Source organism: Methylobacter tundripaludum SV96 (genome assembly GCF_000190755.2).
GTDB lineage: Bacteria > Pseudomonadota > Gammaproteobacteria > Methylococcales > Methylomonadaceae > Methylobacter_A > Methylobacter_A tundripaludum.
The window spans coordinates 579,386-593,106 of record NZ_JH109153.1; the positions used below are offsets into that span (position 1 = coordinate 579,386).

The 13,721-nt window shown below is 51.0% G+C and carries 15 protein-coding genes and 1 tRNA gene; 9 read left to right on the forward strand and 7 right to left on the reverse strand.

What is annotated here, in order from left to right; translation table 11 throughout:
- Nucleotides 1–9 precede the first annotated feature (9 nt).
- The gene (locus tag METTU_RS15670; protein ID WP_006892760.1) at nucleotides 10–1,071 is read right to left on the reverse strand and encodes a hypothetical protein; all 1,062 of its coding nucleotides are present in this window, start codon (nucleotides 1,069–1,071) and stop codon (nucleotides 10–12) included.
- Between the two features lie 108 nt (nucleotides 1,072–1,179).
- Here METTU_RS15670 and METTU_RS15675 point away from each other — a divergent pair, with 108 nt between their 5' ends.
- Nucleotides 1,180–1,587, forward strand: a complete 408-nt coding sequence (locus METTU_RS15675; RefSeq protein WP_006892761.1) for an HIT domain-containing protein — start codon at nucleotides 1,180–1,182, stop codon at nucleotides 1,585–1,587.
- Nucleotides 1,588–1,625: 38 nt separating this feature from the next.
- On the opposite strand, the gene METTU_RS15680 is transcribed toward METTU_RS15675, so the two are convergent.
- Nucleotides 1,626–2,090 carry a flagellar basal body-associated FliL family protein gene (locus METTU_RS15680; protein ID WP_006892762.1) on the reverse strand — a complete coding sequence of 155 codons (465 nt, stop codon included), beginning with the start codon at nucleotides 2,088–2,090 and terminating at the stop codon, nucleotides 1,626–1,628.
- Between the two features lie 86 nt (nucleotides 2,091–2,176).
- Here METTU_RS15680 and nagZ point away from each other — a divergent pair, with 86 nt between their 5' ends.
- From nagZ to METTU_RS15695, 3 genes are read left to right on the forward strand one after another with little or no spacing between them, the layout of a single operon-like run.
- Nucleotides 2,177–3,187, forward strand: a complete 1,011-nt coding sequence (gene nagZ / locus METTU_RS15685) for a beta-N-acetylhexosaminidase (protein ID WP_006892763.1) — start codon at nucleotides 2,177–2,179, stop codon at nucleotides 3,185–3,187.
- A 2-nt stretch (nucleotides 3,188–3,189) separates the two neighbouring features.
- Complete coding sequence (locus METTU_RS15690; protein WP_006892764.1) at nucleotides 3,190–3,729, forward strand: hypoxanthine-guanine phosphoribosyltransferase; 540 nt, start codon at nucleotides 3,190–3,192, stop codon at nucleotides 3,727–3,729.
- 5 nt (nucleotides 3,730–3,734) lie between these two features.
- Nucleotides 3,735–4,463, forward strand: coding sequence for an S-methyl-5'-thioinosine phosphorylase (locus METTU_RS15695; protein ID WP_006892765.1), 729 nt, complete (start codon nucleotides 3,735–3,737; stop codon nucleotides 4,461–4,463).
- 130 nt (nucleotides 4,464–4,593) lie between these two features.
- Here METTU_RS15695 and METTU_RS15700 read toward each other — a convergent pair whose 3' ends face one another.
- A complete protein-coding gene (locus tag METTU_RS15700) occupies nucleotides 4,594–5,073 on the reverse strand; it encodes an FKBP-type peptidyl-prolyl cis-trans isomerase (RefSeq protein WP_006892767.1) in 480 nt (159 codons plus the stop codon).
- Between the two features lie 106 nt (nucleotides 5,074–5,179).
- Between METTU_RS15700 and greB the strand changes: the two genes are divergently transcribed.
- Together greB and METTU_RS15710 are read left to right on the forward strand one after the other, a co-directional pair.
- Nucleotides 5,180–5,680, forward strand: coding sequence for a transcription elongation factor GreB (greB, locus tag METTU_RS15705; protein WP_006892769.1), 501 nt, complete (start codon nucleotides 5,180–5,182; stop codon nucleotides 5,678–5,680).
- A 122-nt stretch (nucleotides 5,681–5,802) separates the two neighbouring features.
- Nucleotides 5,803–5,892: transfer RNA gene (locus METTU_RS15710), tRNA-Ser, on the forward strand.
- A 183-nt stretch (nucleotides 5,893–6,075) separates the two neighbouring features.
- On the opposite strand, the gene METTU_RS15715 is transcribed toward METTU_RS15710, so the two are convergent.
- Both METTU_RS15715 and METTU_RS15720 read right to left on the reverse strand, forming a co-directional pair.
- Entirely contained in the window at nucleotides 6,076–7,176 is a 1,101-nt protein-coding gene (locus METTU_RS15715) for a transglycosylase SLT domain-containing protein (protein WP_006892770.1), read from the reverse strand.
- Nucleotides 7,177–7,257: 81 nt separating this feature from the next.
- Complete coding sequence (locus tag METTU_RS15720; RefSeq protein ID WP_006892771.1) at nucleotides 7,258–7,770, reverse strand: lipocalin family protein; 513 nt, start codon at nucleotides 7,768–7,770, stop codon at nucleotides 7,258–7,260.
- 381 nt (nucleotides 7,771–8,151) lie between these two features.
- Here METTU_RS15720 and METTU_RS21890 point away from each other — a divergent pair, with 381 nt between their 5' ends.
- Nucleotides 8,152–9,054 carry an EF-hand domain-containing protein gene (locus tag METTU_RS21890; protein ID WP_006892772.1) on the forward strand — a complete coding sequence of 301 codons (903 nt, stop codon included), beginning with the start codon at nucleotides 8,152–8,154 and terminating at the stop codon, nucleotides 9,052–9,054.
- A gap of 143 nt (nucleotides 9,055–9,197) precedes the next feature.
- Here METTU_RS21890 and METTU_RS15730 read toward each other — a convergent pair whose 3' ends face one another.
- Both METTU_RS15730 and METTU_RS15735 read right to left on the reverse strand, forming a co-directional pair.
- The gene (locus METTU_RS15730; protein WP_006892773.1) at nucleotides 9,198–10,625 is read right to left on the reverse strand and encodes an ATP-binding protein; all 1,428 of its coding nucleotides are present in this window, start codon (nucleotides 10,623–10,625) and stop codon (nucleotides 9,198–9,200) included.
- Between the two features lie 4 nt (nucleotides 10,626–10,629).
- The gene (locus METTU_RS15735; protein ID WP_006892774.1) at nucleotides 10,630–11,316 is read right to left on the reverse strand and encodes a response regulator transcription factor; all 687 of its coding nucleotides are present in this window, start codon (nucleotides 11,314–11,316) and stop codon (nucleotides 10,630–10,632) included.
- 188 nt (nucleotides 11,317–11,504) lie between these two features.
- On the opposite strand from METTU_RS15735, the gene METTU_RS15740 reads away from it, so the two are divergent.
- Together METTU_RS15740 and METTU_RS15745 are read left to right on the forward strand one after the other, a co-directional pair.
- Nucleotides 11,505–11,999: a Spy/CpxP family protein refolding chaperone gene (locus tag METTU_RS15740; protein ID WP_006892775.1), complete on the forward strand. Its 495-nt coding sequence runs from the start codon at nucleotides 11,505–11,507 to the stop codon at nucleotides 11,997–11,999.
- Between the two features lie 370 nt (nucleotides 12,000–12,369).
- Nucleotides 12,370–13,650, forward strand: coding sequence for an alpha/beta hydrolase (locus METTU_RS15745; RefSeq protein ID WP_006892776.1), 1,281 nt, complete (start codon nucleotides 12,370–12,372; stop codon nucleotides 13,648–13,650).
- The last annotated feature ends 71 nt before the right edge of the window (nucleotides 13,651–13,721 follow it).

A 13,721-nucleotide genomic window follows, 5' to 3' on the forward strand; every position in this document is an offset into this window, starting at 1 on the left:
GTCTTTTTCCTATTTCGAAAACGCAATAAACCGCCGATAAGGCGAACCCTGCTTCCAGGTAAATGCCTCGGTGTAATAATGCATTAGCGCCAGATAACCCAGCACGCCCAGAGTAATCGCCTTATTAATCTCCATGCCGAAAAAGAATTCGGTTACCGCATTGACCGCGCTGTCCCCGTAAGACTCCAACACAAACGCCAGTGCAAATGAACACAGGGGCAAAACGATAAAAACGGGCAGATGACAACGCGCCGCATAGCGATACATGGAATTCTGCGGTTGCCGGTGGTGCTTGTTGTAATCATGCACCACATAGAAAATATAGGCCGTCGCGTCATGCACCAGTCTTGGCACCAAAATCGCGAGGAAATAATACTGCTGAACAAAAAGATAAAACGTGCTTAGTACCAATAAAACATTGGACCACAAAAAACACCTGCCCGATTGCGTGGTCACATAGCGCTCGCATAGCAACGCACTGCAAATCAGCCCTACACATAAACTGCCCGAAACAAGCTTGATAAACTCCAGTTGTTGCACATCCAGGCTGTTTTTCAGGAAGATACCGATGTAAACAAATAGGCCCGCCGTCACACTCAGCCACAATAGCAGGTAAAAAACCCAATCGGGCAGACGATATAGACCACGCCCCACGCCCAATTGCTGTTTGAGTACGTGGTACACGGTCCAGGCAGCCACTGTGACATAAAGCGCTTTATAGGGAATAAACAGGCTGCCCACGCCGAAAGCCGTGATAATGGCAACCGTCATCAAAATGAGCTTCAACTTATAAAATTTCAGGTATTCGGTATTGCTCACCAGCAAGATGGAGCTGGCGACAATATGCGGCGTTCCAAAAATAATTTGAAACAATAAAAACTGCTTCGGACTGCTCGGTAAATTATGCTGTAAAAAGCCCTGCCAAAACCAACCGTCAAACAGCTGTAACAACAAACACAAAGGAATGATTGCGTACAGCCCCAACAATAACCGAAACGAGACGGACAACTGATTGCCATCAGGTACATCTTGAGCTGAAAGGGCCTTATCTGAAATGGTTGTAGCAGACATAAAACTGTCCTCCTGTTATTGTTATATTCTCAGTCGAAATATTAAGTTAAACTGATTATTTAACGATTTTCAAGCATTGCTTTTAGTTTTTTCAGGATAAATAGACTCATGACATTTCAGCTACACCCGCGCCTGGAACAGGATTGCATAGCCATTGGCCGTTTTGAGTTATGTCGATTATTAATGATGAATGACAGCCAGTATCCCTGGTTTATACTGGTGCCGGAACGAGCGGACTTGCAGGAAATTTATCAGCTGAACAAAGCTGAGCGTGAATTGCTGACCGAGGAATCCAGCTATCTTGCCGAAAACATGGCCGCGCTTTATAAAGCGGACAAAATGAATATTGCCGCAATAGGCAATAAGGTTCCTCAATTGCATATCCACCATATAGTCCGCTATCAGGTTGATAAAGCATGGCCTGCGCCGGTCTGGGGGAAGTTTGACGCCGTTCCTTATACCGAACGGCAAATTGCGGATAACTTAACTCGCATTAAAGCTCAGTTGGGAATGTAAAACAGGCACAAGGCCTTTGGCCTTGCGCCTTAAAAATCTTAATCAACCAAAAATTCAGTAAAATAGGCTTCTTTAAAACCTTCTTCATGCCCGGCCTTACCCTCCTCTTCGGAATGCTCTTTCTCTGCGGGCTCGCCATGCCCTTTGTCACCTTCTTCCATCTTTTCCAGCGTCTTACGAATAACCGCTGTGGTTTCCTGACGCAATGCTTCGCGCTGTTCCATGGTTTGCAATGCTTCAGACGACCTGCCGCTGTATAACATAATTAATTCGTGTCTTAATGCCGGCATGTGCTTTTTTACCGCAGCAATAGTGCCGGCGCCTTCAACCAATAATTGAACATTTAGCAGCAAAAACTTTTTTGGTTCCGCCAAATTAACGGTAAACTTGGGAGTCATTTCCACATATTTTACACCGGCTTCCGCTTCCGATTCTTTTGCCCCTTCATTCGCAACAGCAACAGACATGAACAGAAGACTTAATACCACAACCCATAAACGCATAACAGACTCCGTGTAACTGGAAAATAATGGTCTAGTATAAGGCCAACCCCATCAATTTTAAAACGAATCCAAGTACTGACAAGGCAATGACAACCAATCTCCCCATCGGCCCGATAATGCTGGATGTTGCAGGCTTAACCCTGACACAAGCTGAAAAAGAAAAAATAAACCATCCCAACACCGGGGCGGTCATCCTTTTTTCGCGCAATTATCAAAATCCCGAACAAGTTACCGAGCTGATTAACGCTATTCGCGCGGCGCGCAATGGCGACATACTGATCGCCGTCGATCAGGAGGGCGGCAGGGTCCAACGCTTTCAACAAGGCTTCACTCGCTTGCCGCCTGCATCAAGCTACGCACAAAGCCCTGAATTGGCGGAACCGGCAGGCTGGTTGATGGCTGCCGAATTACTGGCTGTCGGTGTCGATTTCAGCTTTGCGCCGGTTTTGGATATTGATTGCGGCGTTAGCGAAATCATCGGCAACCGTTCATTTTCAACCGATCCGGCGCTTGCAACCCGCCTTTCAAGCTTATTCAGGAAAGGTATGAATGAAGCGGGCATGGCCGCAACCGGCAAGCATTTCCCCGGACACGGCGCAGTAGCGCTAGACTCGCACCTGACCTTGCCGGTAGACGAACGGGAGTTGGACAGCATCAGGGCAAAAGATTTGCTGCCCTTTAAACAACTGATCGCGGAAGGCCTGGAAGGCATTATGCCTGCGCATGTGGTCTATCCGAAAATCGACCCGAATCCGGCCGGTTTTTCGCCGTTCTGGATACAACAGATTTTGCGCAAGGAATTAAACTTTAACGGCACGGTATTCAGCGACGACTTGAGCATGGAAGGCGCGGCATCGGTCGGCGGCTTCCCGGAACGCGCCAGACTGGCGCAACATGCCGGATGCGATATGATCCTGGTCTGCAACAACCCGACCGCCGCCGAGCAAGTGCTTGATGCCTTGCCGCTAACCCACAATCCCGTCAGAGAACAACGACTGCGTAGGATGCAAGGCAAACCGCAAATGAACCGCGAGCAACTCATGCAGTCCGAAAAATGGCAGCAATTATCAACCCTCATCATCAACCACACTCTATAACCATGCTTGAAGAAATCAAACACGTCCAGGCGACGGCCGATTTGCTGCACAGCGAACAGGAAGTTGAAGCCGCCATCGATAACATGGCTCAGGAAATCAACACCGCGCTTGCCGATCGCAACCCACTGTTGCTCTGCGTTATAAACGGAGGCATCGTCACCGTCGGTAAATTACTGACCCGATTAACCATCCCGTTAACCATTGACTCCATCCATGCCAGTCGCTATCAAAATCAGACTTCAGGCGGCAACATCAAATGGCTGGTTAAACCGGACACACCGCTTAAAGATCGCACTGTTCTTATCGTCGACGATATTCTCGATGAAGGCATCACCCTTGAAGTTATCTATCAGTATTGCCGGGAACAAGGCGCAACAGCCGTCTACAGCGCCGTGTTAGTGGATAAAATCCTCGACCATGAAAAACCAGTCACCGCCGACTTTATCGGACTGAAGGTGGAAAACCGTTACTTGTTCGGCTACGGCATGGACTACAAAGGCTATTTACGCAACGCACCGGGCATTTTCGCCTGCAAGGAATAAACATCATGACTACACTTGCCATCATCGGCGGCACCGGCCTGACCCAACTGAGCGACTTAACCATCATCAACCGCGAGCAGCTGGACACGCCTTACGGTTCGCCTTCCGCCGAGTTTGTTACCGGCGAGCTGAACGGCAGCCGGATTATATTCCTGGCCCGGCACGGCAACCCCCATACCATCGCGCCCCACAAAATAAACTACCGGGCCAATATCTGGGGACTTAAACAGCTCGGCGTCGAGCAGATTATCGCCGTCGCCGCGGTGGGCGGCATCACCTGCGAAATGGCTCCGGCGCATATTGCCATCCCCGACCAAATTATCGATTACAGCTATGGCCGCCTGCATACTTTTTTTGAAGACGAAGCGGTGCAGCATATCGACTTTACCTATCCGTACAATCAAAAGCTGCGCTCTCGCTTAATTAACGCCGCAGCCACAGCCAACATAAAGATCAGCCCGCTAGGCACCTACGGCTGCACCCAAGGTCCGCGCCTTGAAACCACTGCGGAAATCCAGCGTATGGAAAGAGACGGCTGCGACCTGGTCGGCATGACCGGTATGCCTGAAGCGGCACTGGCCAAAGAACTCGGTATCGATTATGCCGCAATCAGCGTCGTCGCCAATTGGGCCGCAGGAAAATCGGAAGGGGAAATAACCATGGAAGAAATTGAGCGGCATCTCCATAAAGGCATGGCGAATACCGCTGAATTACTAAAGGCTTTTGTAGGCTAGATTGCTACAAAATGTAACGACTCAGCTGCTGGAAAAATAGACCGTAGGCCGGAATAAGGCCACCCACGCGCATAGCGTGAGGTGGCGTTTCCGGCCTACCGCTAAAGGTTTTTGTGGGTTAGATTACGGCCTAATGATGACAACCGGCGCCGTGGATATGTCCATGTTCGGCTTCCTCTTTAGTCGCCGGTCTAACGTCCACAACTTCCACATCAAAAGTTAAGGCCACTCCTGCCAGCGGGTGGTTGCCGTCAATGGTAATATCATCGCCTTCGATCTTAACGATAGTGACTTCGCCGGAACCGGAACTGACGTCGGCATGAAATTGCATGCCGACTTCAATCTCATCAATGCCTTCAAACATGGCTCGTGGGATTACCTGAATCATCTCATCATTTTGTTCGCCATAAGCATCTTTGGCCGCAATGCGCACATTAAATTTGTCACCGACAGCTTTGCCTTGTAGAGCATCTTCCAAGCCCGGAATGATGTTTCCCGTGCCGTGCAGATAAACCAAGGCATCATCACCTATTGAACTATCCAGCACTTCGCCTTCATCATTAGTTAAAGTATAGTGAATTGAGACAGCCATATTGTCAGCTACTTGCATGATAAAACCTTTTTCGTAATTTAAAAGCCGACTATGATAAAGAGTTGCAGCTGTTTTGTCTGAAAAATTATTTCCATCCATCATAATTATCTACAGGAAATCAATCATGTCGCGCTGGAAACCGCCGGGACCAAAGTCATCCCCTTACATCACGCCGGAAGGCTATCAATCGCTGGAGATTGAATTGAGAGACCTGTGGACCAAACGCAAAGAGGTCACCCAGGCTCTATCGGCGGCGGCCGCGGAAGGCGATCGCTCGGAAAATGCCGAGTACATCTACCGTAAAAAGGAATTACGCGGCATAGACCGACGCATTCATTATCTGCAAAAACGCCTGCCTTCCCTTAATATCGTATCCCAACCGCCTGACGACCAGGACAGGATTTTCTTTAGCGCCTGGGTAACCCTGGAGAATGAAGCGGGCGAGGAAGTGACCTACCGCATTGTCGGAGCTGATGAACTTAATCCCAAAAAACACTACATCAGCCTCGATTCGCCGCTGGCGAGAGCGCTGCTAAAAAAAACCTTTGATGATGCCGTCGCCATTAAGAATGAGCTTAAAGAAACCCGGTACACCGTCGTTGATATTAATTACGGCAACAGGTGAAGCCTATTCTGTAACCGTTCAGAATACATTCCGTTGCCCTGACTTCGAACTGCAGTATTTTCGGTTGAAATAAAGAATTAATATTGCAATAAATATAACACCCTATATAATACGCCGGGTATGGAGAGGTGGCTGAGCGGCCGAAAGCGGCGGTCTTGAAAACCGTTGAGGGTTGATCCCCTCCCAGGGTTCGAATCCCTGCTTCTCCGCCATATACATAAAAGGCAGCTTACTTTTAGTCAGCTGCCTTTTTTATTTCAGCCCCTTTCTAAAAGTGTCGACCCCAAAGACACGTCTTTTATTCTTGCCGAACTGGTCACCAAGTTCGTACACGCCACAAGCCTCCAACTTACGTTGAACTTCTCTGGAACTGTCCATCTATCGCGTGACCTTAACTAAAGCTCCGCTTGCAGGCCAGGTATGCCAATACGTTGGATACGCATAGCATTATCGCCTTCTTCATAAACCGGCAGTTTTCCCTCTATTTTCCAGAGCCGGAAAGCGAGCGCATGCGATAAAACACGAATCGGATAATCGCGCGGCAATTGTTGTAAATAAGGCTGTATGGTGACGAAATCGATCGCGCCATACTGCTGCATGATAAAGCGAAGACCGCCATTGGCGGGACCGATGTTATAGGCCAGCAAGCCCAGAAACAGGTCGTTATGCATCTCGGTCAGATAGTATTTTAATGTGGCGGCGGCGATAAAAGCATTGTGCCTCGGATCGAGCACTGAAGGTTTGCTCACCTCCAGTTGTTTACCGGCCTGCGCCATGACCGCTTTAGGCACTTGGGTAATTTGAAATAATCCATGCCCGCCATCCCGACTGTCTCTGGGCAAAAAGGAGGATTCTGTCGCGGCGATGCCTTGCAGAAGATTGGGATCAATATCGAACACCTTGGCCGCTTCGACAATAGCCGGATTATAGGTCTCTGCCCGGTTAACCATCTGTAGCAATTGTGCCGTATCATAACGCCGGTAAGCGGCATAGACCTGATGCGCCAGCGTAACCCGACTGGCTTCCTGCTTGCCGCCGACCAGCATGCGAAAATGCCCGAACGCTTGGGCAAAATGGTTTTGCAGCACAAACCAGCCGATAACCAGCGCAAAGCTGAGTGCCAAAATCGGGGCTAATATCGCCGCCCTGCCCTGCAACCATTTACGCAGTTTCCACCAGCCTATCAGCAACACAGCGGCCGCAACGATCAATGCCAATACGCCGATGGCAAACGGCAATAAACTGGTGAAAAAACGGGTGCCGGAAAACCAGCCCGCCGAATAACCCAACAAAATCATCACCGCAGAAACCGCCGTTATCGCCAAACCCAGCACTTCAAGGCCGATCATCAACAGCCGGTGTTTGAAGCTGCCAACCGGCGGTTTGGGCAACTCTTTTTTTGATGTTTTCCGTGTCGTTCGGGGTTTAGGTTTAGGTTTTGGAGCTGTCTCCAGTTTGACACTGGCCCGTTTTCGAGGTGCTGCCGGTTTATTCATACAAACAGATTATCCAGTTTCGGTAAGGGTCGAAGTCGTAAGATTATAGCTTGAAAGACCGTCATCCGCAGACCGAACACGCTAATCATGCTTGGCAAAAATAAGCTGATCGGTAGCAAAACCCAGCGCCTTGGCCCGATCGATCAATGTCTGCAAAGTCGCCTCGGGCAGTTGTTTGGTTCGGGATAATATCCAGAAATAAGAGCGATCCGGCCCGGCGATCATCGAATAAGCATAATCTTTTTTATCCAGTTCAATAATATTGTAGCCTCCATAAAACGGCCCGAAAAAAGACACTTTCAGCCTCCCTTTATCCGGCTGTTCGACAAAATAAGCCTTGCCTTGCGCCTCGTGCCATTCCCCGGCCTTCACATCCCAACCCTTATTCAGCACATCAACGCCGCCATCGTCCCGCAAGGTATAGGTTGCAGAAATATTCTCCAAGCCCCGCTCGAATCGATGATCGAGCCGCGCGATTTCGTACCAGGTGCCCAGATAGCGGTTAACCTCAAAACCGTCAACCGCCGTCACCCCTTCGGGAATGCCGGTGCAGCTTGTCAATAAGGTAAAAATCAGCATACATAATGCTTTCATGCGCAATCCCTTTTAAAAGTGTTTTATAAATCAGTCGGCTAACTGTAACCGCCAAACCTCCGGCAATCAACTTAAAGGCATTAGACAAGCCATTCATCCGGCGGCAACAACGGCAATCATTTGCCGGTTGATAACAAACTGCACGATTTTTTCCAGACCATTCTTTCGGGATGCGCCATCAATTTAACATTGGCCGAAAATCCTTAACATTCTTTAACTTAACTTTACCTTTACGAGCCTGTTCTGACTCCCTTGCCGGCCGCTATATTGCTCAAGAACTTATGTAGTTCCGTTAAGTCAGTTAGACGCTGTCTTACAAGAACGGCAATACGGACGGCCAACCGGCCATCCATCAATGATAACCAAGATGAGGATAAAATCATGAGCATTAGCAGTATAAACAGCAGCAGTTCGGCAATGATGTCAGGCGCAATGAAGCGCCCCGATCCGACGAAAATGGCCGAAGATTTATTTTCGAAACTGGATACCACGGGGAAAGGCTATATTGAAAAAAGCGATTTGCAATCCGCGCTTGGCAACGTGTCGCAATCGGATAGCTCAAGCAGTTCCACTTCCGCTGATGACATGTTCTCCAAAATGGATAGCGATGGCAACGGCAAGGTCACCAAAGAGGAAATGTCGGCGACTATACAAAAAATAGCATCGGAACTGGATGGACAATCCCCGAGAATGCGCATGCAGGGCGACATGCCTCCACCGCCACCGCCCGGCGGCGCTCAAGGCGCCCAAAAATCAAGTTCGACAGACAGCTCAAGCTCCAACCAGGACATCGAGCCGGCAGATGCCAACGAGGACGGCACGGTGAGCGCTAAAGAGGCGCAGGCCTATGCGGCATCGCAAGCCTCGTCCGATACGTCATCGACGTCAAGCGCCGATGCGCAGTTAATGCAAATGTTGGCAGGCGGCATGCCACCGCCGCCGCAAGAGGGCGGCCAAGGCGATCAAGGCTTTACCAAAGATCAACTGACCTCAATGTCAAAAGACCTGAGTTCGACAGACAGCGAAAGATCCAAGGTAATGAGCGATGTAGCCGCCAATTTCGATGCCGCCGATACTAACGGCGACGGCAAGGTGAGCGGTAGCGAAGCGAGGACTTTTGAGGATTCGAAAAACGCGTCCGGCTCCGGCAGCAGTACCGATACGTCATCAACGTCTTCTGCCTCAAACGCCGATGCGCAGTTCATGAAACAGATGGTGCAATTGCTGAAATCTTACGGCTTCGATCAGACGGCGGAAAGCAGCGGCTTTTCGACATCCGCTTAATTTAAACCCTGCCGTTACGTAATTTTCACCACGAAGACACGAAGAGCACGAAGTTTTATTTTTTTCTTCGTGCTCTTCGTGGTGTTTTTATGTGACTTACAAAGTATCGCTCCCCTCTGCCCGACATCGTCGCGCTGAAACATTTACTCGGTAAAAGGAATATTTATTTCAATACGCAACCCGCCTTGCGGGCGATTGCTAGCTTGTATGCGCCCGGCATGGGCCTCTATCGCACGATAGGCGATGGCTAATCCCAGACCTATACTGTCGGCTTTGCCTCGATCGCCGCTACGGAAAAATGGTTCGAAAATCGCCGCCAAATCGCTTTCGGCAACGCCCGGTCCCTGGTCATAGACCGCCACCTGTAAGCGGCGTTTACCGGTATCGAAACGAACTATAACCGCCACCTCACCGCCTTTTTTGCAATGCTGCAACGCATTACGCAATACGTTTTCAATCGCGCGATGCAGCAATTCGCTACGGCCTTTGACCACCGTTTCTTCAATGCCGTCATAGCGAATAACAACCCCATACTGCTCGGCTTCAAAACGGGCATTTTCGACAATATCGTCCAGCAATCCGCCGATGTCGAAATCATGGCTTTCGCTGCCGGAAACACCGGCTTCCAAACGGGACAGCACCAATAATTCGCCGACCAGGTCGCTGATGCGTTGCGATTCCCGTTCAATACGTTCCATCATCGCCATAATCTTTTCCGGTTGTTGCTGGGCCAGACCGATAGCGGCCTGTATCCGCGCCAGCGGCGAACGCAATTCATGGGAGACATCGTGCAGCAAGCGTTGCTGGGCATGCACCAAACTATGAATCTGTCCGGCCATGTGATCGAAGTTTTGCCCCAGATCGGATAATTCATCGCGACGCTTTCCCATCGATGAACCGACCCGGGTATCCAGATCGCCTTGCGCTAGCGCGGTAAAAGCGTTGCGCAAACTGCGAATCGGCTTGGCAAAATACCAGGCCAGCGCCGCACTGAATATCAGGCTGGCAAAAGTACCGGCCAGAATCGGCAACAGCGGCGATGGCGGCACACGCGGCGGCCGGGGAGGACGCGAAAAATGACCCTCAGGAGGCGGCGGAGCAAAACCGGCATCCGCTTCTTCACCCGGCATGCGCGGCGGACGATCGGCAAAACCGTGTTCCGGCAGCGGCACAAACAGCAAATAACGATGTCCATCCTCTGTCGACACCCTACGAATCGCCTCAGGATAGGCGGCCTGCAAGAATAGTGTACGCGCCTGCTGCAAAACCTCGGGTACTACGCTACGCTGTAGCAGTTCCCGGTCTTGATCGTCAACCGCATAAACCGGCGGAAAAGGAGCGTCACGCATGGCCTCAAGAAAGTTGCGCAACCCAGCAACTCCGCCATGCCGGATAGCATTATCCGCAACAGCGACAAACGATGCCGCGTGCCTGACATCAATCGTATGCTTGACCGTTTCAGTTCCCTGCCACGCGTTATGCCTTAACCAGACCGCCGTGCCGACACCGATACCGGCCACCAGCAAAGCCAGCCAGAAGGTAAGGAAAAACTTCCAGAACAAACGCCCCATGCCCTTACTCCTTCACCAACTGGTAACCCTGACCGCGCACCGTCTGAATATAAGAGCGCCCATCGTTCTGACAGCCCAGTTTCTGGCGAATGCTGCTCATATGCACATCGATACTTCTATCGAAACGCGCCAAAGGCCGTCCCAGCGCTTTTTCCGACAATTCGTTTTTGGTGACGATACGGCCAACATTCATCGCCAGCGTTTCCAGCAAATTAAACTCGGTACTGGTCAGATCCATATCCTGATCGAACCATGACGCCTTGCGTTTTTCGCTCCAGATTTTCAAAGGGCCGGCAACAATCGGCCCGTTGCCGACGGCATCGCTTACAGACTGGGTTCGACGTAAAATTGCGCGGATACGCGCCGCCAGCTCCCTTGGCGTGCAGGGCTTGGGCACATAATCGTCCGCTCCCGATTCCAATCCGATAATCCGGTCGACATCATCGCCTCTGGCGGTAAACATCAGCACCGGAATACGGCTTTCCATACGGATGCGCATTAAGACCTCGGTGCCTTTTATATCCGGCAACATAATGTCGAGTATCACCAGCTGGTAGTCGCCCGACAAAGCCAGCCGCCGCCCAGACTCGCCCTGATGGGTCACGTCGACCGCGAAGCCATCCTGTTCCAGATAATCCTTGAACAGCCCCGCCAGTTCCACATCATCGTCAATGATTAAAATTTTCGTCACGCTCGCCACCTTAATTACTTTGTTGACGGCATCATAACTTCACACCGTGACAACCGCCACAATCCGCCCACTGGATTTACCTGAATTTACATTTCAATAACAGCGCTTTACCTGCATTGGAGTGATACTGGACAAGACGGAATCAACCCTGTTCCGTCGCCTCTTTTATTAAATACACGGAGATTTTTATGCGCAAACTGCTGTTGATTCTGCCCTTATTACCGGCGATAGCCTTAGCTAACCCGCAAACGCCCGGCGAACCGCCTTTATTACCGGAGATAGCCCTGGCTGACCCGCAAATGTACGGCGAACCTCCTTTCGGAGGCATGCCGCCATCCAAACATCATCGACCCGAGCACGATGAAGCGCACTTGCCGGGTTTTTTGCATCAACTCGATCTGGGCGAAACACAACAAAGTGAAATCAAAGCGCTGGTCAAAGCCCATCGCGCCGAACTCGATGCCAAGCTGAAAAATGCAATAAGCATTGGCAAGGAGATTCATCAGCTAAGCTTTTCCAACGACTACAGTGATGACAAAATCCAGACGCTGCTTGACAAGGCGGACGCCATTCACAAAGAAACGGCATTACAGAAAGCCAGACTGGACAATGCCATTTTCAAACTGTTAACCAAGGAGCAACAAGAGAAATTGCAAAGCAAAATGGCTCATTTCGAAGATTAATTCAGACCACTGCATTCTGCGCCCGGTCGTTGGCTGGGCGCAATTCTCAAGACCGAAAACCCTGTTTTCCGGTTCCCAAGCTTTTCTCGTTCCCACGCGCTGCGTGGGAATGCAGTGCTGGACGCGCTGCGTCCCGCATTCGCAAAACGTTGGTCGTGACTTGCGGCGCAGCGCATGGGAACGAGGTCGGCATTCTTCACCACGAAGAAAAATACTTAATTAATTCATTGAAAACTTCGTGTTCTTCGTGTCTTCGTGGTTATTCTTACTGTCGCCGCATTTACCCAATTTTACATTTTGCTAACATTGATTTACCCGTAATTCCGGCATACTGAATCCTTCATATCAAGCACCACTCCCTCAAATCGCCATGAACAAAACTACGGCTTATTTTCCGGCGATTATCGCCTGTGCAGTTTTCCTGACCGGTTGTTTTTTCCGCCCGTCCCCGCCAACATCGGAAGAGCAGGCTGAAAAGGTCGGACAGTTTATTGCCGAGGGCGGCTACGCTCCCGCGCACAGCTATGCGATCGATTCGATCCGCGAAACTTGGCGGCATGATGGTCAAGCCGTGGAAATTTCAATGCTTGCACCGACGGCTCCGGGCGTTTATCCGCTGATTATTTACCTGCCGGGCTTGGGCGAGCATGCCGATGGCGGCCGACTCTGGCGCGAAACCTGGGCTAAAGCCGGTTACGCGGTTTTCAGCGTGCAACCGCTTGAAATCGGCGAAGCGCTTAAAGAACTGGGGCCAATGCAAGGAATGGGCGACGATGCCGGACTGCCCGGACCTCCCGAAGACGAGCGGAGTCCGCCTGGCGACAACAAATCCATGCCGTCGAAAGCCCTCAGAAACAGTGAGCTGCACTATCTGGGGCATGAGCATTTCTCGCATGAATCCCTGAACAAACGCATCAACCACCTGCTCTGGGCTCACGCTCAACTCAAGCTGAGGTCAACGTCAGGCAAAGGCTTGTTTGCGGCCGCGGATTTGTCGCGATTGATCGTTGCCGGTTACGACCTCGGCGCGCAAACAGCGGCGGCGATGATTGGCGAGAAATCCGGGGCCGATCTGTCCCAAGCGCAAGACTTCAAGCCGCTTGCCGCGATTTTATTCAGCCCGTCCGTCGATATGGCGCTCGGTCAGGTCGCAACCCGTTACAAAAACATTTCCATTCCCTTGCTGGTGGTGACCGGCAGCGAGGACGACGATCCTTACGGGATCAGTTCTCCTTACGTGCGCACGGCAATCTGGGAATACGCACCGCTTGGCAATAAATATTTGCTGCTATTAAATAAAGGCAATCATCAACTATTGGCAGGATCTAACTTGGAACACCGGCAAGAGCCGGGTTCACCTCAGGAATCCAGCGGAAAAACCGGCCCCGGCGACGCCATGCCGCGCTTTGGCGGTTCTTTTCAAGGCGGGGGCGGCCCGGCCGGTGGCCCTCCTCCGGGAGGCATGATGGGCGGGCCTCCGCATGGCGATCGGCAGGACAGCGAACAGGATTTTAAACATATCGCCGCCGTATTCAGCGTATCCAGCGCATTTTTAGACAGCATCGGCAAGTCCGACGCCGTTGCCCAATCGTGGATTTCGGGGAAGCCCAATCACTGGCTGAAGAAGTCGTCAAACCTGAAAATGAAGTAGCCTATCGATGAGAGCGACAAAGAAAAATACGTTGCGGTGCTGATAGGTGTTCCCTGATTACCGGCAAACGG

Coding starts and splice junctions, on each gene's coding strand:
- METTU_RS15670 (WP_006892760.1), bottom strand. CDS start 1,071: ATGTCTGCTACAACCATTTCAGATAAGGCCCTTTCAGCTCAAGATGTA.
- METTU_RS15675 (WP_006892761.1), top strand. CDS start 1,180: ATGACATTTCAGCTACACCCGCGCCTGGAACAGGATTGCATAGCCATT.
- METTU_RS15680 (WP_006892762.1), bottom strand. CDS start 2,090: ATGCGTTTATGGGTTGTGGTATTAAGTCTTCTGTTCATGTCTGTTGCT.
- nagZ (WP_006892763.1), top strand. CDS start 2,177: ATGACAACCAATCTCCCCATCGGCCCGATAATGCTGGATGTTGCAGGC.
- METTU_RS15690 (WP_006892764.1), top strand. CDS start 3,190: ATGCTTGAAGAAATCAAACACGTCCAGGCGACGGCCGATTTGCTGCAC.
- METTU_RS15695 (WP_006892765.1), top strand. CDS start 3,735: ATGACTACACTTGCCATCATCGGCGGCACCGGCCTGACCCAACTGAGC.
- METTU_RS15700 (WP_006892767.1), bottom strand. CDS start 5,073: ATGCAAGTAGCTGACAATATGGCTGTCTCAATTCACTATACTTTAACT.
- greB (WP_006892769.1), top strand. CDS start 5,180: ATGTCGCGCTGGAAACCGCCGGGACCAAAGTCATCCCCTTACATCACG.
- METTU_RS15715 (WP_006892770.1), bottom strand. CDS start 7,176: ATGAATAAACCGGCAGCACCTCGAAAACGGGCCAGTGTCAAACTGGAG.
- METTU_RS15720 (WP_006892771.1), bottom strand. CDS start 7,770: ATGAAAGCATTATGTATGCTGATTTTTACCTTATTGACAAGCTGCACC.
- METTU_RS21890 (WP_006892772.1), top strand. CDS start 8,152: ATGAGCATTAGCAGTATAAACAGCAGCAGTTCGGCAATGATGTCAGGC.
- METTU_RS15730 (WP_006892773.1), bottom strand. CDS start 10,625: ATGGGGCGTTTGTTCTGGAAGTTTTTCCTTACCTTCTGGCTGGCTTTG.
- METTU_RS15740 (WP_006892775.1), top strand. CDS start 11,505: ATGCGCAAACTGCTGTTGATTCTGCCCTTATTACCGGCGATAGCCTTA.
- METTU_RS15745 (WP_006892776.1), top strand. CDS start 12,370: ATGAACAAAACTACGGCTTATTTTCCGGCGATTATCGCCTGTGCAGTT.